The sequence below is a fragment of the Collimonas sp. NPDC087041 genome, assembly GCF_044745265.1.
Classification (GTDB): domain Bacteria; phylum Pseudomonadota; class Gammaproteobacteria; order Burkholderiales; family Burkholderiaceae_D; genus Collimonas.
Window position 1 is genome coordinate 319,789 of record NZ_JBIUZX010000006.1, and the last position, 23,850, is coordinate 343,638.

The window sequence follows — 23,850 nt, forward strand, 5'->3', positions numbered from 1 at the left end:
CGCAGCGGACATTCCGCCCGTTGGCGAACTAGGGCCTGTTGACAACTAATTTGGGAGATGCGTTCAAACCAAACCGTGTGGTGGCAAGGCGCGTGGCGCAGTTGGGGCTGGTGCCCCAACAAGCCATGCAACGCGGCCAGCGCACGGTTTGGCTTGAACCCTCCGGGAACGGCTGCAGGCGTCGCATGCCGTTGTTGCAGCTCCTTGCCGTAGCACCGCTACGTCGCGTCGCTGCGCCTAGGCACGCAACGCCTGCCGCGCGTTCGCACTCCCAAATTAGTTGTCAACAGGCCCTAACTTATTGCATTGACAGAAAACCCGAATGAATCTTCAAAAAAAGACATTCCCCTGGCACATCGTCGTGTTTCTGGCGCCAGCGGTCATCATCTATTCGCTGTTCAGCGCGCTGCCGCTGCTGGACACCCTGCGTCTCGGCTTCTATACCAGCAACGACGCCGGCGTCCACAGCTTCGTCGGGCTGGATAACTACCACACCATCCTGTTCGATTCGGATTGGTCGAAGGCGTTCTGGAACGCCATGCTGAACAACGTGAAATTCTTCGCGATCCACATGCTGCTGCAGAATCCGATCGGCCTGCTGCTGGCTACCCTGTTCAGCCTCAAGGGCCTGCGTGGCGCTCGCACTTACCGCACGCTGATCTTCTTGCCGACGCTGCTGTCGGTGGTGATCATCGGCTTCATCTGGCAACTGATCCTGTCGCCACTGTGGGGCGTTGGAGAAGGCTTGATGAACCATGTCGGCCTGGGCGATTATTTTGCGCCATGGCTGGGCCAGGAATCGACGGCGCTGCTGACCCTGGGCCTGGTTTCGGTGTGGCAGTATGTCGGCATCCCGATGATGTTGATCTACGCTGCCTTGCTGGCCGTGCCGGAAGAAGTGTTGGAAGCGGCCTACGCCGAAGGCGCCAGCTCGTTCCGCATTTTCTGGCAGATCAAGCTGCCGCTGATCCTGCCGACACTGGGCCTGGTGACCATCCTGACCTTCGTCGCCAACTTCAATGCCTTCGACCTGATCTATTCAGTCAAGGGAGCATTGGCCGGACCGAACTACACGACGGACATCCTGGGCACCTTCTTCTATCGCACCTTCTTCGGCTACCAGGCGCAGATCGGCAGCCCGACCATGGGCGCGGCGGTCGCCACGCTAATGTTCCTGGTGATCCTGCTCGGCGTCGCCAGCTATTTTTACTTCGTGCAGCGCAAGCTGACACGCTACGAACTGTAACGAGGACCGACCATGAATTCCATTTCCTCGCTCCCGGCGGAGCAATCCGCCACCGTCGCCGGCCGCGGCCGCTTGCGCGCCAACCTGGGCCGCATCTGGGTGCACATCGTGTTGTGCGCCTATGCCGTGATCGCGCTGTTTCCAATTGCCTTGATCCTGATCAACTCGATCAAATCACGCGAAGCGATCTTCGATAATCCGTTGGCCTTCCCTACTCCGGAAAGCTTCTCGCTGATCGGCTTTGAAAAGGTGCTGCACAACACCAACTTCATGCTGTACTTCGGCAACAGCCTGGTGGTCACGCTCGGTTCCCTGGTCCTGATCGTGCTGTTCGGCGCGATGGCCGGCTGGGCGCTGTCGGAATACAAATTCCCTGGCAACCGCCTGATGGCGCTATACCTGGCGCTCGGCATCATGATCCCGATCCGGCTCGGCACCGTATCGATACTGCAACTGGTAGTCAGTCTCAACCTGATCAACACACGCACCGCGCTGATCTTGGTCTACACCGCGCAGGGGCTGCCGCTGGCGGTCATGATTCTGTCCGAATTCATCCGCCAGATCCCAAAGGAACTGAAGGATGCCGCGCGCTGTGATGGCGTCGGCGAATTCAAGATTTTCTTCCAGATTATCCTGCCGCTGATCCGTCCGGCGATTGCCACGGTAGCCGTGTTCACGATGATCCCGGCCTGGAACGACTTGTGGTTCCCGCTGATCCTGGCGCCGTCGGATGAAACCAAGACCGTCACGTTGGGCGTGCAACAATTTATCGGCCAGTATGTGACCGATTGGAATTCGGTACTGGCATCACTGTCGCTGGCCGTCATCCCGATCCTGATCATGTACGTGATCTTCTCCCGTCAATTGATTCGCGGCCTGACTTCGGGCGCTGTAAAGTAAAAATAAGAGACATTCCATGGCAAACGTAAGCGTTAAACAACTCACCAAATCGTATGACGGCAAGCAGAAAGTGCTGGCCGATCTCAACCTGGAAATCAAGGACGGCGAATTCGTGGTGCTGGTCGGCCCTTCCGGCTGCGGTAAATCGACCTTGCTGCGCATGCTGTGCGGGCTGGAATCGATCACCAGTGGCGAACTGTCGATCGGCGGTCAGGTCGTCAATCACCTGCCTCCTGCTGAGCGCGGGATTGCAATGGTGTTCCAGAGCTACGCGCTGTATCCGCACATGACAGTCTACAAGAACATGGCGTTCGGCCTGAAGATCGCCGGCGCCGACAAGGCTGCCATCGACCAGCGCATCCGCCATGCCGCCGGCATCCTGAAGATCGATCACCTGCTCGACCGTCTACCGCGTGAGTTATCCGGTGGACAACGCCAGCGCGTCGCAATCGGCCGCGCCATCGTGCGCAAGCCGAAGCTGTTCCTGTTCGACGAACCGTTGTCCAACCTGGACGCCGCGCTGCGGGTCCAGACCCGGCTCGAAATCGCCAAGCTGCACAAACAGCTGGAAGCGACCATCGTCTACGTTACCCATGACCAGGTCGAAGCGATGACGCTGGGCGACAAGATCGTGGTGATGAACGACGGCTACATCCAGCAGGCCGGTTCGCCGCTGGAGCTCTACCAGCAGCCGCAGAACCTGTTCGTGGCGACCTTCATCGGCTCGCCAAAAATGAATTTGTTTACCGGCACCGTGAGCGCTGTCGACAATGAAGCGTTGCGGATCAAGCTCGACAGCGGCCAGGAAATCAGCGCCAACGTTAGCGCCGGCGCCACCAAGATCGGCGATGCCGTGACAGTCGGCCTGCGGCCGGAACATATCCTGGAAAACGCGCATAGCGGCGAGATATTCAGCGGCAAGGTCAGCATCGTCGAGCACCTGGGTGAAGCCAATTTCATCTACGTGACGCTGCAAAATGGCCAGGACCTGGTGGTGCGCGGCGATGGCAACAACACCGTGCATATCGGCGACAGCATTACCTTGTCGGCGCCGAGCCACGCCTTCCATGTATTCGACAGCAACGGCCAGGCGCTGCCACGGCTGAAACCGGGCAACATGATTTCGTCCAAGCAATAGGAACCGGACGCGCGACCAGATAAACTACGCGTTTCTTAGAAAAAAGCAACGGAGTTCAATTGAAAGCAGAGTACCAATACCTGGTCGGCGTCGATGGCGGCGGCACCAAAACCCAGCTGCGCGTCGAGCGCGCAGACGGCAGCCTGGTCGCGGTCGGCAGCAGCGGCCCGTCGGCTTTGATGCACGGCACTGGCAAGGCATGGAGCGCCATCATCGCAGCGCTGGAGAGCGCATTCCAGTCGGCTGGCGTCGCCTGCCCGGCCTACCAGGAAGTCGCCGTTGGTTTTGGCTTGTCCGGGGTCAATAACAAGCAATGGGCGGACCAGTTTTCGGCGCAAAATCCGGGCTTTGGCGACATCGCGATCGGCACCGACGCCTTCACCACCTTGCTCGGCGCGCATCTGGGACAGCCCGGCGCAGTAGTGGCCATCGGCACCGGCAGCGTCGGCGAAGTGCTGCTGGCGGACGGCAGCCGCCGCGAAGTTGGCGGCTGGGGCTTCCAGACCGGTGACGAAGCCAGCGGCGGCTGGATCGGTTTGCGCGCTGCCAATCATGTGGAACGGGCACTCGACGGTCGAATCTCTCCTGGGCCGCTGGCCAGCGCCATCGTCAGGTTTTGCGGCGGCAGCGATGCATTCAGCGTCGAACAAAACCGGGAACGGGTAATCGCCTGGGTCAACGACGCCAACCAGAGCGTCATCGCGCAACTGGCGCCATTGGTGGTGGCCCATGGCGAACAGGATCCGGCGGCGGCGACCATCCTGCGCAAGGCTGGGGTAGAAATCGATCAGATTGCGCATGCGCTGGATCCGTCTGGGCTACTGCCGATCGCGCTATGCGGCGGCCTGGCCATTCCGCTCAAGGCGTATCTGCCGGAGCCGTTGAAAACACGCGCGATTGCACCGCGTGCCGACGCCGCCACCGGCGCACTAATACTGCTGCGCCGGCAACTCGCAGCACAGCAAGCACAGGGACAGGAGGCGGTATGAGCAGCACAAAAATTCATGGCAACGTCTTGACTACCGAAGGCTGGGTCGACGGCGCCATCACCTTTAACGACATGATCACTGACATCCGCGGTCATGCGCTGGAACAGGCGCCGGCCGACGGCGACTATATCCTGCCTGGCTTCATCGACCTGCATGTGCATGGCGGCGGCGGCAAAGACATCATGGAAGCCGGCGAGGCAGTGCATGTGGTCTCGCGCCTGCACGCGCAGCACGGCACCACCAGCATGTTGGCCACCACCATGACCGCGCCGCCGGCAGAACTGGAAGCGGCGCTGGGCGCCATCGGCCGTGCCTGCCGCGCCCGTCGCTCCGGTTCCGCGCGGGTGCTGGGCGCACATCTGGAAGGCCCTTACATCAACCCGGGAAAACTCGGTGCACAGCCGGATTTCGCGATTGCGGCTTCGCTCGAACAAGTTGACTGGCTGCGCAGTTTCGCGCCCTTGAAACTGATCACCATCGCGCCGGAAATCAACGGCCATATGGAACTGGTGAAGACGCTTTCCAAGATCGGCATGCGGGTGCAGATCGGCCACACCCTTGGTACTTACGAGGACGGCGTCAATGCCTTGAAGAACGGCGCCGCCGGCTTCACCCATCTGTTCAATGCGATGAGCTCCTTCCACCATCGCCAGCCTGGCATGGCCGGCGCAGCGCTGGCGCATGCCGAGTATGCGGAACTGATTCCGGACTTGCTGCACGTTCATCCTGGCGCCATCAAGGCTGCGCTGCGGGCGATTCCGCGCCTGTACTGCGTGACCGATTCGACCGCGGCGTCCGGCATGCCTGACGGCGAATACATGCTGGGTCGCCAGGTGGTGCACAAGTGCCTGGGCGGCGTACGCCTGGCCAACGGCACGCTGGCCGGCAGCACGCTGACCATGGATCAGGCGTTGCGCAACCTGGTGTCGCTCGGACTCGACGTCGCCGAGGCATCGCTGCGGGTTTCCACCTACCCTGCCGATTACCTGGGAATTCAAGAACGTGGCCGCCTCAAGGAAGGCTGCTTCGCCGACATTCTTGTGCTGGACCGCCAGCTCAAGCTCAAAGCTGTATATGTAGAAGGAGAAAGAATTGACCTCGTTGATGCTTAAAGAAGCCCGCTCGGCGGCAGAACATGTCGCCTTGCAGCTCAGCCAGGATCGCGACCGCTACGCGGAACTCGGCCAGCGCCTGCGCGCAGCGCCGCCATCGACCATCCTGACTGTGGCGCGCGGCAGTTCCGACCATGCCGCCAATTACTGCGCCTACCTGATCATGGCCCGCCTCGGCCGCGTGGTGGCATCGCTGCCGTTGTCGCTGGTAACCCTGAACAAAGCGCCGCTGATCGCGCGCGACGCCCTCGCTATCGCGATTTCGCAATCGGGACAAAGCCCGGACGTGATTGAGCCGATCCGTTATTTCCGTGACAGCGGCGCCACCACCGTGGCGCTGGTCAACGATGCCGCCTCGCCGCTGGCTTCCACAGCTGAATGGACGCTTCCATTGCATGCCGGCGCCGAACTTAGTGTCGCCGCCACCAAGAGTTTCATTACCAGTCTGGTGGCAGCAGCAAGACTGACTGCGCATTGGCAGGACGACGCCGAATTTCTGGCGGCTATCGATGCGCTGCCGCAAGCGCTGACCGCTGCAACCCAACTCGATTGGGCGCCAGCCATCGATGTGCTGGCGCCGTCCTCGCGCATCATGGTGGTCGGACGCGGCATCAGCCTGCCGCTGGCGTTGGAATCGGCCTTGAAGTTCAAGGAAACCTCAGCGATCCAGGCCGAAGCCTTCAGCGGCGCCGAAATCAAGCACGGCCCGATGGCGCTAATCGACGACGGCTACCCCTTGCTGATTTTCGCCACCCGCGGCCCAACCCAGGCCAGCCTGCTCAAACTGGCAGAAGAAATGCGCGGACGCGGCGCCAAGGTCTTGCTGGCAGCGCCGGACGACATCTCCGCACGCGACCTGACGCTGCCGGTCGCGGCGACCCCAGACCTCGACCCGATCGTCGCAATCCAGGCGTTCTACGTAATGGCGGCGCAACTGGCAGTGGCACGCGGCATGGACCCGGACCAGCCGCGGCATTTGAGTAAAGTGACGAAAACGCAGTAGTGCTTGTTGAAGCTGTTTTTGTGGTGCGCCCAGGTATGCACTCCGTGGTCCGTTAAAAGGGGTCAGAGTAATTTTCGCAAAAGGCTGCGAAAAAAAACTCTGACCCCATTTAACTTCTCGGGGCTGATTTTGACGTTGCTGTTGGTTTTGAATTGGCTTTTGACGTTGCCGTTGCTTTTGACTTTTCGCATGCTGACGTTGCCAAATGGGACGCGCGACAGTCGGGAATTATGGGACACATGTTTGAGCGCAGCGAGTTTGTGTCCCATCCGACTGGCGCACGGCTCATTTGGGGACCCGCCAACGGCGGGCAACGGCTGTGCGATCGCCTTTCTTTGCTTACTTTCTTTGGCGAAGCAAAGAAAGTGAGCGGCTGCCGGGCCGCTCCCGGCAAGCTTCCACGGAGTAGCAACCGTTTTAAGTAGCGCCGAATGAACACGGCTGATGCACAGCCGCACTCACTCCGTGGTCCGTTAAAAGGGGTCAGAGTAATTTTCGCAAAAGGCCGCGAAAAAAAACTCTGACCCCATTTAACTGCTCGGGGTTGGTTTTGCCGTTGCCGTTGCCTTTGGCTTTTGCATGCGGACGTTGCCAAATGACTCGAGCCGATCCCGATTGCAGATCCAATCTTAAAACATGTGCCGCATTCCCACCCGCAGCAACCCCTGCGCGCTGTTGCTGGAAGGCGCAAACGAATTCCCCACGACGCCATTCACGCCCCGCGATGCCCGGCGATAATCCGCCGACACATACAGATCACTACGCTTAGACATGTGATAGTCCAGCCCCAGCGAAACCTGATTCGCCTTGGTTCCCTCAATATGCATGCGCTGGTAACCCAGCGTACCGTCCAGCGCCGCACTGACATGGTAGCGGCCACCGACTTCCATCAGGCGCATATCCGATACCTGTCCATAGCCACGGAATACGATATCCGCAAAATTCGCCATCACGGTCAATCTCCCGATGTCATAAGCAACGCCGCCGGCAAAGATTTTCTGGCTGTCGATTGCCATGTTATGGAGCGCAACGCGCTCCCCGCTCTCGGCATCGATGACAAAAGTCGGCTGCCCGAGGAACTGCGTCAGGCCCAGGCTTTGATAAGGGCCAATCGCCTGCGGGCCGCGCGGCGTGTTCATGCGCATGTAGGAAACGCCGGCGGAAAACGGGCCGCGGACGTAATGAGCACCAATATTCCAGGCCGTACCGCTACCGGTGTCTTCGCTGTCATGCCCGCTCGAATGCCGGCTCTTGTCCGCGAATGAATAGAGCGCGCCAAAAGTCAGCCCGTCGAAATCGGCACTGGCGAACTTGATCGAGCGCTGGATGGCGTTGCCGGCAATGCGGTCGAAATCGCCCTGGTGCGAGGCGTAGCCACTGGCGGTAGCGCTAATGTTGAAGGGCGTGACATAGTCATTGATCAGGTCGTACTGGGTGCCCATGGTCACTTGTCCGTAACTATTGGCAAGGCCAATCATGGCCACCCGATCGAACAGCGTGCCCTGCGAGGATAAGGAACCATCGTCGAGATTGAAGCTGCTTTCCAGCTGAAATACCGCACTCAACCCGCCGCCCAAATCTTCCACGCCTTTGACGCCCCATCGGTTCGGCTCCATCACGCCGGTATCCAGCTTGACGTTGCCGTGGCCGCCTTCATTATTGGCGAAGGTGACGCCGGCATCCAGCACGCCGTAAAACACCACGGAGTTTGACGTCACGGCTTTCTTTTCGGCTGCAGGAATCTCGATCTGTGCCTGGATCACGGGTGAAATTGCCAGTGCACAGCTGCCGCCTATGATGCTTAATAAGGTTTTCATATTCATATTCCGATAATTTTTGAGAAAAACGAGCGGCCGCATCGATTGATGCAGCCGCTCACAAATTAAAACCACTGCCCATAGCGGCGGATGTAGATGGTCTTCACTGTCTGCGCCAGGATCATGTAGCCGATCATGGTGGCGATCAGCCAGTAGAAATAGGATTTATCGAGAGCGACAAAGCCGATCGATTCGGCCAACGGCGAGTACGGCAAGTAGCAGCCGATGGCAATGGCTAGCGTGGTCGACAGCAATACCGGCAGCGCCGCAGTGCTTTGAATGAACGGGATCTTGCGGGTGCGCAGCATGTGCACGACCAGCGTCTGCGAAACCAAGCCTTCGATAAACCATCCTGAATTCATGATGCTTTGCCCGGCATTGCCGCCATCGGCCGCAAACATGGCGCCGGCGCCGAATACGGTCCACATCAGGATATAGGTGGTGATATCGAACACCGAGGAGGTCGGCCCAATCCAGATCATGAAGCGCCGGATGTTTCCTGCGTCCCATTTGCGCGGCTTCTTGAGGAAGTCTTCATCCATTTTGTCCCACGGCAGCATCATCTGCGAGATGTCGTAGATCAGGTTCTGGATCAGCAGATGCACTGCCAGCATCGGTTCCCAAGGCAGCCAGGCTGAGGCGACCAGCACCGAAAACACGTTGCCGAAATTGGAACTGGCAGTCATGTTCAGATATTTGAGAATATTGCCGAATGTCTCGCGGCCCTTGACGACGCCCTCTTCCAGCACCATCAGGCTCTTTTCGAGCAGGATGATATCTGCGGTCTCTTTCGCAATATCAGCGCCGCTATCGACCGAAATACCGACATCAGCATCACGCAATGCCGGTGCATCGTTGATGCCATCTCCGAGAAATCCGACCGTATGGCCATTCGCCTGCAATGCCTTGACCACACGCGATTTTTGCAGCGGCGTCAGTTTGGCAAATATCGTGGTGTACTTCACCGCCTCGCCCAGTTGCTCATCGGACATCGCTTCGATTTCGGCTCCGACCAGGGGCGTGCCTGGATCAAGGCCGACATCGCGACAGACCTTGAGCGTCACGATGGCGTTGTCGCCGGTAAGCACCTTGACTGCCACGCCGTAGTCTTGCAAGGCGCGAATTGCCGGGGCAGCGGAATCTTTCGGCGGATCGAAAAACGTGAGGAAGCCGCGCACAATCAGATTCGCTTCATCTTCAGTCTTGTACTGCGCTTTGGCGTCGGCGGCGTTGATCGCGCGCGTTGCCACCAGCAGCACCCGATATCCTTCTTCGTTGTATTCCTGCGACTTCTCCAGCAACGCCGTGCGCGCATCGTCGTCGAGCACACGTATGTCATTGCCTTCCTGGATATGGGTACATACCGCCAGCATCTCCTCGACGGCGCCTTTGGACACCATCAATTGCGCGCCATCCTGCTCTTCCACAATGACCGACAAGCGGCGCCGCACAAAATCGAAAGGCATCTCGTCGATTTTCCTGTATTGCATCAGCTTGGCGGAAGGGCCGCGCTCGTCGGCGTGGCTGACGATAGCGATGTCCATCAGGTTCTTCTGGCCGCTTTGATGAAAACTGTTCAGCCATGCCAGTTGCAAAATGCTTTCATCTTTCTGGCCATTGATATCGAGATGGCGTTCCAGGATGATTTTGTCCTGCGTCAGTGTGCCGGTCTTATCGGTGCACAACACATCCATCGCGCCGAAATTCTGTACCGAATTCAAGCGCTTCACCACCACCTTGCGGCGCGCCATCGCCATCGCGCCTTTGGCCAGATTCGCAGAAACGATCATCGGCAGCATTTCCGGCGTCAAGCCTACCGCCACCGCCAATGCAAAGGTCAGCGCCGACATCCAGTCGCCCTTGGTCAGGCCGTTGATCATGAAAACGATAGGCACCATCACCAGCATGAAACGGATCAACAGCCAGGACACGCTGCTCACGCCACGGTCAAAACTGGTTTCTATCCGCTTGTGGCTAACCACATTCTTTGCCAACGAACCGAAATAGGTATTGGCGCCGGTGGCGACCACAATCGCTGTCGCTGTGCCGCTGACGACGTTGGTTCCCATGAAGCAGATATCGGACAGGTCCAGCAGATCGGCTTGGGTGTCGACCTCGGCATTCGCAGATTTCTGCGACACCGCACCCAGCGTGTCGTATTTCTCAACCGGCAGCGCTTCGCCGGTCAATACCGCCTGGCTGATAAACAGATCGCGCGATGCAAGCAAACGGATATCCGCCGGAATCATGTCCCCCGCTTGCAGGCTGACCACATCGCCGACAACCAGGTCGCGCATTGGAATTTCCTGCCGGGACGGATTAGCGGCATCGGTAGTCCGGCGTAATACGGTAGCCGTGGTACGGACCATCGATTTGAGGCGTTCGGCGGCTTTATTCGATCGATATTCCTGAAAAAAACGGAGGAAACTGCTGATCACCACCATCGTTACCAGGATCGTGATGCCGGTCCAACTGCGCTCGTCTGGCGCTACCAGATAAACGTCTGTCACGAAGCTGATCGCCGCCAGCAGCAACAAGACAATCACAAATGGATTTTTAAAGGCAAGGAAAAGCTGTACCAATGCATGGGGAGCCTTATCGTGCGCGACCTCATTCGGGCCGAGCCGCTGCAAACGTTCTGCGGCATCATCTTCAAACAAGCCGAAAGGCGAGCCTTTGGTGCGGTTGAATGTGGATTGCAAAGGTTGACCGGATTCTTCGACGACGCGCATCGAGAGCTTTTGTTCCGGCGCCGTGGATCCCGAGATGAATCCCTTTTGCGTCTTTTTCGGATTGCCCGTTTTGTGCGGGGATGTGTGAGCCATTTTTTTCTCCTGCCCAGGCCGTGAGCGCAAGAGAATCTTGTCTTTATTTAGACAATGCCCTCCCCCGCCGCACCACGCCCGGGCGTGTTCGGTTGATGAAATTGATTGGACGAAGGTCGCCCGCTGTGGTTGTCTCGATGACTATCCAAGCGGGCGGCCTATCGCTTCCTTCGCTGTCGTCTTGCATAAAATCCTTTTTCGTCTGATTTCAATTTTCCCCATGCGCTTCGAACGCAGGGGCTCGATAAAAATTTCCGATTCCACCAATTTAATGCGGCATGAAGATCGGGGCGGAATAAGCAGGCATCGAAATTTCTGCCTCCTGTTGCGGCAATATACTCATCAGTATGATCAGCCAGGCGAGGGCAATAATGAGACCCAGCAGTACTGCATTTTTAGCGGTCAAAAATTGATACTCCATGTTCCCCCCCAACTCGTTTTACAGCTTTCAACGGTCCTTGCCGTTTATCAGAACGCCATACACGCCGTAACTCTGAGGATTCGATTGATGCTCGGGCATTGACGGCTTGCGGGGTTGTGCGTCACCTCGGCCGACTCTCCAGCCAAACATCCAGCCGGTGGATTTATTTGCAGCGTCGCGCTGTCGATCGTTACTGATTTTGAATAATTTAATAGCCATGGTTTTCCTCAAATACACGTGTTTGAATAGCGACTCGCCATGCAGGAAGTCGCAACAGAAGTAAGCAAGATTTGCGTAAGACTCGTACGCAATGATCAGAGTCCGTTACATTCGATCGGGCGGCTACCGGATAACGGCGGCAATACTTGATCGATGTTCGGCGAATCGCTAGGTAATGTAAAAATGCGACGTAGCGCGCCGACGATAATGATCTTACGCCGGATCGCCCGGCGGGCATTGGCGCAGCAAACCCCGAATGGCAGCGCTATTCGAAGCAACGGGCGGTGCAACGCCGATGCAACGTCGATATGTGGGCCACTGGCGAAAGCTTAAAACACGCGTGCAAGGCATGTTCCGCGCACGAGATCCGCAATGATTTATTTGAAGAAAAGAGGCATGCCAATCTCCTTTAGCAGCGGCTCCCGCGAGAGATCAAACGTGTTCAGGCGGCCCGGGCCAATTGAAAACCGGTGGGTGCAAAACGCGTTAATACAATGCGGAAACGGCTATTTACCGAATCGGAAATTGGATGGGGGATTGAAAGTGCGGTTTTGCTGATCGCATCTACAACTCGGCGCATGCAGAGTTGTAGCGGAGGAAGGTCTGCTAGAACACTGCGAGGTGGGCCGGGTTGATCACCCATCCGCGTCTACTATTAGAACTACAGTCCACAGTGGACCTCCATATAATGCAATGCCCGAAGTCTAGCGGCTCACGCTTGGGCGTGTCAAGAAAGAATCTGGCTGCGTTTCCGTGGAAAAATATGAAAATTCGAATGCAGATAAAATAAGAAATTACTGCTGCAACGTGCCGCACAACAAGTGACAATAGAATTGACTATGCAAAACATTCAACCTGTAGAACTCGCCAAGGCTTATCGCTTGCTCAACCACGGCCCCACCACCATCGTCACCAGCGCCCACAATGGCGTCAGCAATGTGATGGCGGCGGCATGGGCGATGCCGCTCGATTTCGATCCGCCAAAGGTCTTGCTGGTCATCGACAGCAAGACCCTGACGCGCGAACTGGTGGAAGCATCCGGCGAATTTGCGTTGAACATCCCGACTCGGGCGCTGGCGGAAACAACGCTGGCGGTGGGATCCAGTTCTGGTCGCGATGGCGATAAATTTGCGGCGCTGGATATTGCGACTTTCCCGTCGCAGAAAATTGCCGCGCCACTCTTGAGCGGTTGCCTGGCGTGGCTCGAGTGCAAGGTGATTCCAGAGCCACACAACCAGCAACGCTACGACCTCTTCATCGCTGAAGTCGTCGCCGCCCGGGCCGATGCCGCAGCATTCTCGAACGGCCGCTGGCACTTCCCTGCCGACGACCAGCGCTCGCTGCACTACCTGGCCGGTGGCGCATTCTTTGCCACCGGTGAGGCGTTCAATGTTGAGTTAAAGCCGTAACGAGGATTCGATTCAATATCGGGCCTCGTCCGATCATCAAACACTTGTCAGCCCCGTCCGACAAACGGCATGTTGGTGGCCATCACCGTCATGAACTGAACGTTCGCATCCAGCGGCAAATCGGCCATGTACAGCACCGCCTTGGCGACATGCTCGACTGACATGGTTGGCTCCACCGCAATCTGGCCGTTGGCTTGCAGGATTCCCTGCTGCATGCGCTCGGTCATGTCGGTCGCGGCATTACCGATGTCGATCTGACCGCAGGCGATGTTGTACTTGCGGCCATCCAGCGAAGTCGACTTGGTCAGGCCGGTGATCGCATGTTTGGTGGCGGTATAAGCGACCGAATTGGGACGCGGCGCATGGGCCGCAATCGAACCGTTATTGATGATGCGACCACCGCCCGGCGTTTGCACTTTCATGATCTTGAATGCCTCCTGCGTGCACAGGAAAGCGCCGGTCAGGTTGACAGCAACCGAGGCCTGCCATTGCGCAAAATCGACCTCTTCCAGCGACGCCGATTTGGTAAAGATGCCGGCATTATTGAACAGCAGATCGAGCCGGCCGAAACGCGCCTTGATTGCTTCAAACAATGCCTTGACCGAAGCTTGATCGCTGACATCCGTTGGCACCGCCAGCGCCTGCGCCCCATATGCACCGGCCGCGTCAATCGTCTCTTCCAGCGCTGCGGCGCGACGACCGGCCAGCACCACGCTGTAATCATGGCGCAGCAGCGCCAGGGCGATATGCTTGCCAATGCCTGAACCGGCGCCGGTAACCAATGCTACTTTCTTCACTGCTGTCATGCTCTGCTCCTTGGTTTGGTATTCCTCTGCTTTATCTGCTTATTCTAACGATGTTTCAATTCGAAGCCTCAACGCCTAAGCGGCGCTTGCAAACTTGTAATATTCAAATGCAACTTTGATCGTTCACTCCGGGATATTGTTTTGTTAATCTGGCCGGCATGGTGATCGCAATTCCGATCCACCAAATGACCGAAACGCCAACCAGGGACCAACACAATAATGAAATCACATGCCATATTTTTCGCTTGCCTGACGCTACTGTCCGGCCTCGCCCATGCCGACAAGCTCGATGACATCAAGAAAGCAGGCGTGCTGCGCGTCGCCACTTTTGACGGCAATCCGCCGTTCGGCTTCGTCGACCAGAAAACCAACAAGATCATCGGCCTGGATGTCGACTACGCCAATGAAGTCGCCAAGAAACTGGGCGTCAAGGTTGAACTGGTGCCGACCAATCCGGCCAACCGCATTCCTTTACTGACATCCGGCAAAGTCGACCTGGTGTTCGCCAACTTCACTATCAACGCCGAACGCGCCCAGGTGATCGATTTCAGCATTCCTTACTTCGCTTCCGGCCAGCAGTTCCTGGCGAAAAAAGGCGTGCTGAAGAACGCGGCGCAAATACCTGATCTGCGCATCGGCACCGACAAGGGCACCACGATGGAAACCACCTTGCGCGAGAAATATCCAGCGGCCAAGGTTGTGCTGTATGACGACACCCCGTTCGCGCTGGCGGCACTGCGCAACGGCAATGTCCAGGCGATCACCCAGGATGGTTCGAAGCTGATCGCGCTGCTGGCGAATATCCCGGACAAGGAAAAATATGAAATCCCGGCCTTTGCCATTTCGGAAGAATATGAAGGCGTCGGCGTCCCCAAGGGGGAAACACGATTGGTGAATACGCTCAACGACACCTTGCGCGAATTCGAAAAAGACGGCACCGCGCTGCGGATCTACGACAAATGGTTCGGCCCCAATAGCAAATCGCCGCTGCCACGCCTGTTCAAGATCGGCGACACCAAGCTGAGCCAGAACTAGATCGATTACCTCGACTCTGTCTTGCACTGGCAAGCCTCACGGTTTGCCAGTGCTTTTTTATTTAATGTTGGAAAATTCGCTGGTGATGTTTTTGATGACTGAGTTTCACGCAATACTGGGTCAGATGCTGGCCCCCAAATACATCGGCTGGCTGCTCGACGGCCTGTACATGACACTGCTGCTGTCGGCGGTGGTCGCTGTGCTATCGACATTGTTGGGTATCGTGGTCGCCGCAGCCCATTCCAGCCAGCAGCGCTGGTTGTCGCACCCGGCGGCAATATTCGTCGCGGTATTCCGCAATACGCCGTTGCTGGTGCAATTGTTCTTCTGGTATTTCGGCGTCTCCAGCCTGCTGCCTGAGAATACCGTGGCATGGCTCAATAGCGTTCACAGCGTGACGTTTGGCAGTCACCTGGCACTCACATGGCCATCGTTCGAGCTGCTGTGCGCCATCGTTGGCCTGAGCCTTTATTCGGCCACCTATGTCAGCGAGGAAATCCGCTCCGGCATGCGCGGCGTGGCGGAAGCCCAGCGGCTGGCCGGCGCCGCACTGGGCCTGACGCGCTGGCAGGTATTGCGCTACGTGATCCTGCCGCAAGCAGTGCGGATCGCACTGCCGCCGTTGCTCGGCCAGTACATGAACATCATCAAGAACACCTCGTTGACGATGGCCATCGGCCTGGCTGAACTGTCCTATACCTCGCGCCAGGTGGAAGCGCAAACTTTCAAGACTTTCCAGGCATTCGGCATAGCGACGCTGTTTTATATCGGCAGCATCGCCCTGATCGAAAGCGGCGGCCAATTGCTGCGACGCCGGCAACGTCTCGCCGATGGAGAACATCGATGAGCATGCAATTGAGCGTATTGACCGACAATCTGCCGTATCTGCTGTGGGGAGCCTATCCCGACGGCGAGTTGGGTGGCGCCGCCTTGACTGTGCTGCTGAGTCTGGGATCGGCGCTGGCCTCGGCCGTGTTGGGGTTGGTGCTAGGGATCGGCTTGTCGCTCACGCGCGGACTGCCGAACCTGCTACTGACCGCGAGCATCGGATTTTTCCGGGCGATTCCGGTACTGATGCTGATTTTCTGGACTTATTTCCTGCTGCCGATCGTGTTCCACATCAATGTTCCCGGCGTGTTCTCAGTGATGTGTGCGTTGTCCCTGATCGGCGGCGCCTACCTGGCGCATTCGGTGCATGCCGGAATCAGCGGCATTCCCGCCGGCCAATGGGCCGCCGGCATGTCGCTTGGCATGACCCGCTTCGCCGTGCTGCGCCACATCGTGCTGCCGCAAGCATTGCAGATGATGCTGCCGTCATTCGTCAATCAATGGGTCACGCTGATCAAGGACAGTTCACTAGCCTATATCGTCGGCGTCGGCGAACTGTCGTTCGTGGCGGCGCAGGTCAACAGCCGGGTCATGATTTATCCGGCCGAGATATTCATGTTCATCGGTTTGATTTACTTTGCGCTGTGCACAGGATTAGGCTGGTGCGCGGATCGTATTGGCGCCCACTTCAGCAGCGGACAGGATCGGCAGTTGCGTCGGGCGCACTGAGCAGATCAGTAACCGAATTTTTTCTTGCACTGGGCAACCGACTCGTGCAGACGCTGCGTCGCCGTTTTTGCCCCCTTCGCGCTCCCGGTACCGCTGAGCATGGCGCCCAGTTCGGCGTCGGAAATTCCGTTGACGTAACCCTCTGAAGTGCATTTGCAGAAAGCCTGCAAATGCTGCTGGTCTTTCGGCACACTCGGTTCGGTCGCCGGCGTCACCTGCATGCAGCTTTGCACATTACCTTGGACCATGGTTGCGCGAATGTCGGCCATTGACGGCGCCTGCGCCAGCGCGACAGATGCAAAACCCAACAAACAGATTGCGACAAGCGGACGGACTATTTTCTTCATCGTGATCCTTCATTGATTTAAAAAGTAAGACGGCATCATTATCGCCGTGCAATATGGTAGGGCGTCAACAAATATTTACACAGGGAAACAAAAAGAAACAAATCTGGTGCGGTGAGATTGACCAAATGCGGATTGAATTTATACTGTACATATATACAGTATAATATCTCTCCCAAGGACTCTTTCAACACACCATGTCCATGCTTGCCAGCGCGTCACTCAGCCACTCCGCTGCCGTCCAGTCGGTCGTCTCGGCCCTGCCGCACGCGTTGTGGCGCGCCGATCAGATGGGTTCTTACCAGGGCGCCGTTTGCGCTTCCGGCCATGCGGCGCTGGATCGCGAACTACCCAATGGCGGCTGGCCGCACTCGGCCCTGATCGAGCTGCTGTTGCAGCATCCCGGCTACGGCGAGATCCGCCTGTTGCAGCCGGCGCTGGTGCAAATCGCGCGACAGCGCCGCATTGTGCTGCTGCAACCGCCGCACTTGCCGCAGATTGCCGCCTGGAGCGCTGCAGGGTTGAGCACCGAGCAACTGCTTTGGATTAAGGCCGAACGCAGCGCCGATGCGCTGTGGTCGGCGGAACAAGTACTGCGCAATGGAAGTTGCGGCGCGCTGCTGCTGTGGCAATCGCATATTCGCGGCGATGCATTGCGACGGCTGCACCTGGCGGCGCAGGCCAGCGATACCGTGCTATGGATGATTCGGCCGCTGGCCGCTGCGCATGAATCCTCGCCGGCGCCGTTGCGCCTGAGTCTGCGGCCGGCGCCCAACGGCATCGACATTCAGCTGATCAAGCGCAAGGGGCCGCAGCACGAGCAGCCCTTGTACCTGCAACTGACTGCACCCACGACGGCGACTGAAATGCCCAACTCGGTGCCCGTCCCTTCCTCTTCAACCTTTTTTTCCGTACTCGATCATGCCTCTGTGGATCGGCATACACCTGCCGTTGCTGGCGTTGGAAACATTGCGCCCGCGCTGGTCTGAGCCCTGCATGCTGGTGGTGCTGCAGCACGATCAGGTGCTGCTGATGACGCCCAGCGCAGCGGCCAGCGGCATTCGCTCGGGCATGCGCCGCGGCGGCGTTGTTGCGCTGGCGCCGCAGGCACAGTTGTGCGAACGCGATCTGCCGCGCGAACAAAGCGCGCGCGACGAGATCGCGCTGACCCTGTTGCAGTACACGCCGGAAGTTGCGCATGCCGAAGAAAATACGCTGCTGCTCGACATCAGCGCCAGCTTGAGCGCGTTCGGCGGCCGCCTGGCGCTGTGTCGGCGCATCCGCGACAGCATCCAGGCGCTTGGTTTCACGCCGCAACTGAGCATGGCGCCCACCGCACAGGGCGCCTGGCTGCTGGCCTACAACCAGCCTCAGCGGCAACTCGCTAGGCAACGCCGCAGCTTGCGCCTGGCAAGCCTGCGACGCCGACTGGACGCATTGCCTTTCATGACCCTGCCGGCAGCCCGCGCTTACCAGGAATGGCTGGCCGGCATCGGCTGCCAAACCCTGGCCGACTTGCGCAAACTGCCGCGCGCCGGCCTGCAGCGGCGCAGCGACAAGCAAGTGCTGGAAACCCTGGATCGCGCCTACGGCGACGCCTCGGAAGTATTCGAATGGGTGCAGGCGCCGCCCGCCTTTTCCGTCTGGCTGGAATTGCCGGACCGGATCGAACATGCGCAAGCGGTGCTGTTTGCGGCGCGCCGCCTGATCCTGCAGATGATCGGTTGGCTGGTGGCGCAACAACTGGCAGTGACGCGCTTCGAACTGTCGCTGGAGCACGAGCGCGGCCGCCAGGCGATTGCTCCCACACCATTGGTGATCGCGCTGGCTGAACCGGCCTGGCACGAAGAACATTTGCTGCGTCTGCTGAAGGAACGGCTGGGCCGGTTGCAGCTCGACGCTCCAGTGATCGCCTTGCGCCTGCAAGCCAGCGAGGTGACGCCGATGCTGCCGCCCAGCGCGGCCTTGTTTCCCGAGCCGGGCGGTACGCCCGGCGCCTACCCGCGCCTGCTGGAACTGCTCAGCGCCAGGCTCGGTGGCGAGAATGTGCTGAGCCCGGCGGCAGTAGCCGATCATCGACCGGAACTGGCCAATGCCTGGCGCCCGGCCACCGACAACAAGCGGCGCCAGCCGCCAGCCGAAAGCGGCGCACTGCAACGGCCGTTCTGGCTGCTGCAAACGCCGCTGCCCCTGATACAGCGCGAAAACCGGCCATTCTATAGTTCGCCGCTGCGCCTGTTGTCGGGGCCGGAACGGATCGAGTGCGGCTGGTGGGACGGCGCCGCCGCGGTGCGCGACTATTTCGTCGCCGAAGGTGCGGAAGCCGCCTGCTACTGGATCTATCGGGAACGCAGCGGCGATGACGTCCAATGGTTCCTGCATGGCTTGTTTGCCTGATTCGAGGATCACACAAGATGGATCTCTCCTCTCCGCAAGCATCAGTTGCACCTGCCGTGCTGCCGGCCTATGCCGAGCTGCAATGCATATCCAACTTCACTTTCCTGCATGGCGCCTCCCACCCGGAAGAGTTGGTGGAACGCGCGGCCCAGTTGGGCTATAGCGCCCTGGCGATTACCGACGAATGTTCGCTGGCCGGCGTGGTGCGCGCCCATGTCGAAGCCCAAAAACAAAATTTGCCGCTGCTGATCGGCAGCCAGTTCCAGTTGCATGAGAGCGATGGCAGCCCGGCATTTTCCATTGTCGTGTTGGCGCAGAATCTGGAAGGCTACGGCAACCTGTCGGAACTGATCACACTGGCGCGCAGCCGTGCTGACAAGGGCAGCTATCTGCTGCGGCCGCAAGACCTGGCTGCGCCCGATGCCGAACACGCGCATCTGTGCCAGCTGCCCGACTGTCTGGCGATCCTGTTGCCGGAGCATGGCATCGATGCCAACACACTGGCACACCAGGCCGAGTGGCTACGCGACACCTTTGCCGAACGCGGCTGGATCGGCCTAACCATGCTGCAACAGGCCGGCGATGAACGGCAGCGTGCAATCACCGCCGAAGTGGCGCAGGAGATGTCGATGCCGGTAGTGGCCACGGGCGCGGTCTGCATGCATCGGCGTTCGCGCAAGCCATTGCAGGATACGCTGACCGCAATCCGCCTGGGCACACCGGTCTCTGCCTGCGGCTACGCGCTGGCGCCGAATGCCGAGCAGCATTTGCGCGCCAGACTGCGGCTGGGCAATTTGTACCCGCCCGCAGCGCTGGCTGAAACCATCAGGATTGCGGGGCTGTGTAAGTTTTCTCTGGAACAGCTGCACTACGAATATCCCGATGAGGTAGTACCGGCCGGCCATACCGCCACCAGTTATCTGCGCCAGCAAACCTATATCGGCGCGCGCGAACGTTTCCGTGATCACATTCCGGCGGCAGTGCAAAAGCAGCTGGAAGAAGAACTCGGTATCATCCAGGAGCTGTCCTACGAATCGTATTTCCTGACGGTCTACGATATCGTCCAGTTCGCCCGCAGCCAGAAAATACTATGCCAGGGGCGTGGCTCCGCGGCCAATTCGGCGGTCTGTTATTGCCTTGGCATTACCGAAGTCGACCCGAGCCGCGGCACTCTGCTGTTCGGCCGCTTCATCAGCCGCGAACGCAACGAACCGCCCGATATCGATGTCGATTTCGAGCACCAGCGCCGCGAAGAAGTCATCCAGTACATCTACAACAAATACGGCCGGCTGCGCGCCGCCCTGACTGCGGTGGTGATCAGTTACAGGCCGCGCAGCGTATTGCGTGATGTTGGCAAGGCGCTCGGCATTGATCCCGGCGTGGTCGACCAGATCGCCAAATCGCAGCGCTGGTGGGACGACAAGCAGCAGTTGCAGCAACGCTTCGTTGAATTCGGCATGGATCCGGAAACGCCGATTGCCACCCTCTGGGCCGATCTGTCGCATACGCTGATGGGTTTCCCGCGCCATCTGTCGCAGCATCCGGGCGGCTTTGTAATTTCGCGTGGCAAGCTGTCGCGGCTGGTGCCGATCGAAAATGCGGCGATGAAGGACCGCAGCGTGGTGCAGTGGGACAAGGACGACCTGGATGCGCTCGGCCTGCTCAAAGTCGATGTGCTGGCGCTGGGCATGCTGTCGATGCTGCAGCGGGCGCTGACGATGGTCGGTGAGCAGCGCGGCGAGGCGTTTGAAATGCAGGACATCCCGCGTGAAGATCCGGCAACATACAAGATGATTTGCCAGGCCGACACCATCGGCGTGTTCCAGATCGAAAGTCGGGCCCAGATGAGCATGCTGCCGCGCCTGAAGCCGAATAAATTCTACGATCTGGTGATCCAGGTTGCCATCGTACGGCCGGGGCCGATCCAAGGCGGCATGGTGCATCCTTATCTGCAGAACAGGAAGATCGATCCGGAGCTGATCGTTTATCCCAAAGATGAGTTGCGGGAGGCACTGGAACGCACACTGGGCGTGCCGATTTTCCAGGAACAGGTGATGCAGATCGCCGTCATCGCGGCCGGCTTCACCCAGGGCGAAGCCGACGGCCTGCGGCGCTCGATGGCGGCGTGGAAACGTAAAGGCGGCCTTGGCAAATACGAGCGTCAACTGATCGACGGCATGACCCACAATGGTTACGAAAAAAGCTTTGCCGAGGCCATCTACAGCCAGATTCAGGGCTTCGGCGAATACGGTTTTCCGGAAAGCCACGCCGCCAGTTTCGCGCTGCTGGCCTATGCCAGCGCGTGGCTCAAATGCCACGAGCCGGAAGCCTTCCTGGCGGCGTTGCTGAACAGCCAACCGATGGGTTTCTATTCCGCCTCGCAACTGGTGCAGGATGCGCGCCGGCACGGCGTCGAAGTGCTACCGGTCGACATCAACCTGAGCAACTGGGATGCCGCGCTCGAAGCGATACCGCAAGCGGCCCGGCCGGCGGTGCGGCTCGGCTTCAATCTGGTTCAGGGCCTCAATCCCGACGGCGCGGCGCAGATTGAAGCGGCGCGCGCGGTACGCCGCTTCAGCAATCTCAAGGACATGGCCTTGCGCACCGGCCTCAAGCGCGATCAGTTGCAAGCGCTGGCCGCGGCCAACACGCTGGCGCCGCTATCCGGCAACCGGCGCCAGGCGCTGTGGCAGGCACTGGTCAGCGCGCCCGATAAAGGCTTGCTCAAGCAGGCTCAAGTCAATGAGGAAGAATTGCTGCTGGCGGAACCCGGCGAGGCAGAAAACCTGCTTAACGATTATCGCTCGCTAGGCCTGACGCTGGGCCGCCATCCACTGGCCCTGCTGCGCCCGCGACTGGCAGCCAAACGCTTCCTGCCGGCCGATGTGCTGAACACCTTTGCTAACGGCCAGCTGGCGCGTGGCTGCGGTATCGTCACCATGCGGCAACGCCCCGGCACGGCCAAAGGCGTGGTGTTTGTCACCCTGGAAGATGAAACCGGCACAGTCAACGTGATTGTCTGGCCGGACCTGGTCGAGCGCCAGCGCAAGGAATTGACCGGCTCGTCATTGATGGGGGTTTATGGCATCTGGCAATGCCAGGATGGCGTGCGCCACCTGGTTGCCAAACACTTGCTGGACCTATCGCCGCTGCTGGGAAAACTCGATACCAGCAGCCGCGATTTTCATTAACGTGCTGTCGGCCCTGGCTGCTGATGCGGCATTTCCAGATGATCGGGATGCAAGTCGAGCAACTGATCAATGCTGGAACCAGGATCTTCGCTGCCATCTTCCTGGATCGCCACTTGGCGCTGCAGCGCAGTCTCAGCATCGGCGGCAGCCAGCAAATCGCGTTTGCGCTGCCAGCTAACCGCCACCAATCCGCCCACGCCCAGCACCGCCAGGCAGGCTGCCGGCACCAGCATTGGCGTCACGGTGCTATGCGTGACCTTACCGACATAAGGCATCAGGTTCTGGCCGAAAAATCCGCCCAGGTTACCGATCGAATTGATCGCTGCAATACTGGCGGCGGCGCGTGCACCCTGGAAAAATTTCGGCGGCAGCGACCAGAAACATGGGTACAGCAAAGTGATGCAGGCGCCGCCGATCACCAGCGCACCAAAGCGCAGGATATTCGAATCCAGCAACGCGCTGGATGCAAAACAGAACAAACCCAGCAGGCCGATGGCGGCAATCGCTTTATATACGATGCGGTCGCCGCGCAACTTGCCCGGCAACCACAACAGCAACAACACCGCCAGCCCCCACGGGATCATGTTCAGCAAACCGTTGATAGTGGAGCTGACGCCAAAACCCTTGACCAGCGTCGGCAGCCAATAGGTGACGCCATACAGCGAAGTCGACATCAGCATGTAGGTTGCAGCAAACAGCAACACCCGCACATCCCACAGCGCAGCCAGCGGATTGCCATGCGTTGCGTTAGGCGGCGCGTCACGCCGCATCATGTCGTTCAGCCGGGCCTTCTGGCCGGCCGACAGGAACTTCGCTTCATCGATCGAACCTGGCAGGTACAACATCACGAGCCCAGTCAACACGATCGCCGGCAGGCCGGTCGCAATAAAAACCCATTGCCAGCCGGCCAGTCCGAAGGTGCCGCTCAGGTTCAGCAGCAAACCGCCCACCAGCGCGCCCAGCATGTTCGCCAACGCGCTGCCCAGGGTAAACACGCCCAGCACCCGGGTGCGATATGCCTGCGGGAACCACAATGTCAGGTAGTAAATCACGCCGGGATAAAAGCCCGCTTCGGCGATACCGAGCATGAAGCGCAGTACATAGAACATCGGCAGCGAGCTGGTGAAGCCGAGCAGGATCGTCACTGCGCCCCAGGTAAACATGATGCGCGCGAGCCAGACTCGCGCGCCGTATTTGTGCAATGCCAGCGTACTGGGAATTTCAAACAACAGGTAGCCGATGAAAAACAGCGAAGCGCCCAGTCCATACGCCGCCTCGCTCATATGCAGCGCATGCACCATCTCCAGCTTGGCGAACCCGACGTTCTGGCGATCGATGAACGATACCAGGAACATCACGATCAGCAACGGCATCAAGCGCCACGCCACCTTCTTCATCAACTGCTCTTCAGACAACTCGCTTTGTGGCACCACAACTGGTC

20 protein-coding genes are annotated in these 23,850 nt (G+C 59.0%); 13 read left to right on the plus strand and 7 right to left on the minus strand.

Annotated elements, in window-relative coordinates; genetic code table 11:
• Positions 1-322: 322 nt before the first annotated feature.
• Genes ACIPF8_RS13790 through ACIPF8_RS13815 form a run of 6 tightly spaced genes read left to right on the plus strand, consistent with a single transcriptional unit; the run spans position 323 to position 6,388 of the window.
• Positions 323-1,246, plus strand: coding sequence for a carbohydrate ABC transporter permease (locus ACIPF8_RS13790; protein ID WP_400421788.1), 924 nt, complete (start codon positions 323-325; stop codon positions 1,244-1,246).
• A 12-nt stretch (positions 1,247-1,258) separates the two neighbouring features.
• A complete protein-coding gene (locus tag ACIPF8_RS13795; protein ID WP_400421789.1) occupies positions 1,259-2,146 on the plus strand; it encodes a carbohydrate ABC transporter permease in 888 nt (295 codons plus the stop codon).
• Positions 2,147-2,162: 16 nt separating this feature from the next.
• The gene (locus ACIPF8_RS13800) at positions 2,163-3,284 is read left to right on the plus strand and encodes an ABC transporter ATP-binding protein (protein ID WP_400421791.1); all 1,122 of its coding nucleotides are present in this window, start codon (positions 2,163-2,165) and stop codon (positions 3,282-3,284) included.
• 59 nt (positions 3,285-3,343) lie between these two features.
• Entirely contained in the window at positions 3,344-4,273 is a 930-nt protein-coding gene (locus ACIPF8_RS13805; RefSeq protein ID WP_400421793.1) for a BadF/BadG/BcrA/BcrD ATPase family protein, read from the plus strand.
• A complete protein-coding gene (gene nagA / locus ACIPF8_RS13810; RefSeq protein ID WP_400421795.1) occupies positions 4,270-5,385 on the plus strand; it encodes an N-acetylglucosamine-6-phosphate deacetylase in 1,116 nt (371 codons plus the stop codon). Before ACIPF8_RS13805 ends, nagA begins: the two co-directional genes overlap by 4 nt.
• Positions 5,378-6,388 carry an SIS domain-containing protein gene (locus ACIPF8_RS13815; RefSeq protein ID WP_400421888.1) on the plus strand — a complete coding sequence of 337 codons (1,011 nt, stop codon included), beginning with the start codon at positions 5,378-5,380 and terminating at the stop codon, positions 6,386-6,388. Before nagA ends, ACIPF8_RS13815 begins: the two co-directional genes overlap by 8 nt.
• 629 nt (positions 6,389-7,017) lie before the next feature.
• On the opposite strand, the gene ACIPF8_RS13820 is transcribed toward ACIPF8_RS13815, so the two are convergent.
• The 4 genes from ACIPF8_RS13820 to ACIPF8_RS13835 form a co-directional block, all read right to left on the minus strand.
• Positions 7,018-8,205 (minus strand): porin, encoded by a 1,188-nt coding sequence (locus ACIPF8_RS13820; protein WP_400421797.1) that lies wholly within the window; start codon positions 8,203-8,205, stop codon positions 7,018-7,020.
• 65 nt (positions 8,206-8,270) lie between these two features.
• On the minus strand, positions 8,271-11,030 hold the full coding sequence (gene mgtA / locus ACIPF8_RS13825; protein WP_400421798.1) for a magnesium-translocating P-type ATPase: 2,760 nt from the start codon (positions 11,028-11,030) through the stop codon (positions 8,271-8,273).
• A 268-nt stretch (positions 11,031-11,298) separates the two neighbouring features.
• Entirely contained in the window at positions 11,299-11,451 is a 153-nt protein-coding gene (locus tag ACIPF8_RS13830; protein WP_400421800.1) for a hypothetical protein, read from the minus strand.
• A 27-nt stretch (positions 11,452-11,478) separates the two neighbouring features.
• The gene (locus tag ACIPF8_RS13835) at positions 11,479-11,670 is read right to left on the minus strand and encodes a hypothetical protein (protein WP_400421802.1); all 192 of its coding nucleotides are present in this window, start codon (positions 11,668-11,670) and stop codon (positions 11,479-11,481) included.
• A gap of 839 nt (positions 11,671-12,509) precedes the next feature.
• On the opposite strand from ACIPF8_RS13835, the gene ACIPF8_RS13840 reads away from it, so the two are divergent.
• The gene (locus ACIPF8_RS13840) at positions 12,510-13,079 is read left to right on the plus strand and encodes a flavin reductase family protein (protein WP_400421804.1); all 570 of its coding nucleotides are present in this window, start codon (positions 12,510-12,512) and stop codon (positions 13,077-13,079) included.
• A gap of 47 nt (positions 13,080-13,126) precedes the next feature.
• Here the strand turns inward: ACIPF8_RS13840 and ACIPF8_RS13845 are convergent, their stop codons facing one another.
• Positions 13,127-13,885 carry an SDR family oxidoreductase gene (locus ACIPF8_RS13845; protein ID WP_400421805.1) on the minus strand — a complete coding sequence of 253 codons (759 nt, stop codon included), beginning with the start codon at positions 13,883-13,885 and terminating at the stop codon, positions 13,127-13,129.
• A 219-nt stretch (positions 13,886-14,104) separates the two neighbouring features.
• Between ACIPF8_RS13845 and ACIPF8_RS13850 the strand changes: the two genes are divergently transcribed.
• From ACIPF8_RS13850 to ACIPF8_RS13860, 3 genes are all read left to right on the plus strand, one after another.
• The gene (locus ACIPF8_RS13850; RefSeq protein WP_400421806.1) at positions 14,105-14,920 is read left to right on the plus strand and encodes an ABC transporter substrate-binding protein; all 816 of its coding nucleotides are present in this window, start codon (positions 14,105-14,107) and stop codon (positions 14,918-14,920) included.
• Between the two features lie 94 nt (positions 14,921-15,014).
• On the plus strand, positions 15,015-15,767 hold the full coding sequence (locus ACIPF8_RS13855; protein ID WP_400421808.1) for an amino acid ABC transporter permease: 753 nt from the start codon (positions 15,015-15,017) through the stop codon (positions 15,765-15,767).
• 2 nt (positions 15,768-15,769) lie between these two features.
• Positions 15,770-16,477, plus strand: coding sequence for an amino acid ABC transporter permease (locus ACIPF8_RS13860; protein WP_400421890.1), 708 nt, complete (start codon positions 15,770-15,772; stop codon positions 16,475-16,477).
• A gap of 5 nt (positions 16,478-16,482) precedes the next feature.
• Here ACIPF8_RS13860 and ACIPF8_RS13865 read toward each other — a convergent pair whose 3' ends face one another.
• Entirely contained in the window at positions 16,483-16,824 is a 342-nt protein-coding gene (locus ACIPF8_RS13865; protein WP_400421810.1) for a hypothetical protein, read from the minus strand.
• Between the two features lie 194 nt (positions 16,825-17,018).
• Between ACIPF8_RS13865 and imuA the strand changes: the two genes are divergently transcribed.
• From imuA to ACIPF8_RS13880, 3 genes are read left to right on the plus strand one after another with little or no spacing between them, the layout of a single operon-like run.
• A complete protein-coding gene (gene imuA, locus ACIPF8_RS13870) occupies positions 17,019-17,810 on the plus strand; it encodes a translesion DNA synthesis-associated protein ImuA (protein WP_400421812.1) in 792 nt (263 codons plus the stop codon).
• Entirely contained in the window at positions 17,743-19,218 is a 1,476-nt protein-coding gene (locus ACIPF8_RS13875) for a Y-family DNA polymerase (protein WP_400421814.1), read from the plus strand. The genes imuA and ACIPF8_RS13875 overlap by 68 nt, the downstream gene beginning before the upstream one ends.
• 17 nt (positions 19,219-19,235) lie before the next feature.
• Entirely contained in the window at positions 19,236-22,409 is a 3,174-nt protein-coding gene (locus ACIPF8_RS13880; RefSeq protein WP_400421816.1) for an error-prone DNA polymerase, read from the plus strand.
• Here the strand turns inward: ACIPF8_RS13880 and ACIPF8_RS13885 are convergent.
• Positions 22,406-23,806, minus strand: a complete 1,401-nt coding sequence (locus tag ACIPF8_RS13885; protein WP_400421892.1) for an MFS transporter — start codon at positions 23,804-23,806, stop codon at positions 22,406-22,408. The genes ACIPF8_RS13880 and ACIPF8_RS13885 overlap by 4 nt on opposite strands.
• Between the last annotated feature and the right edge of the window lie 44 nt (positions 23,807-23,850).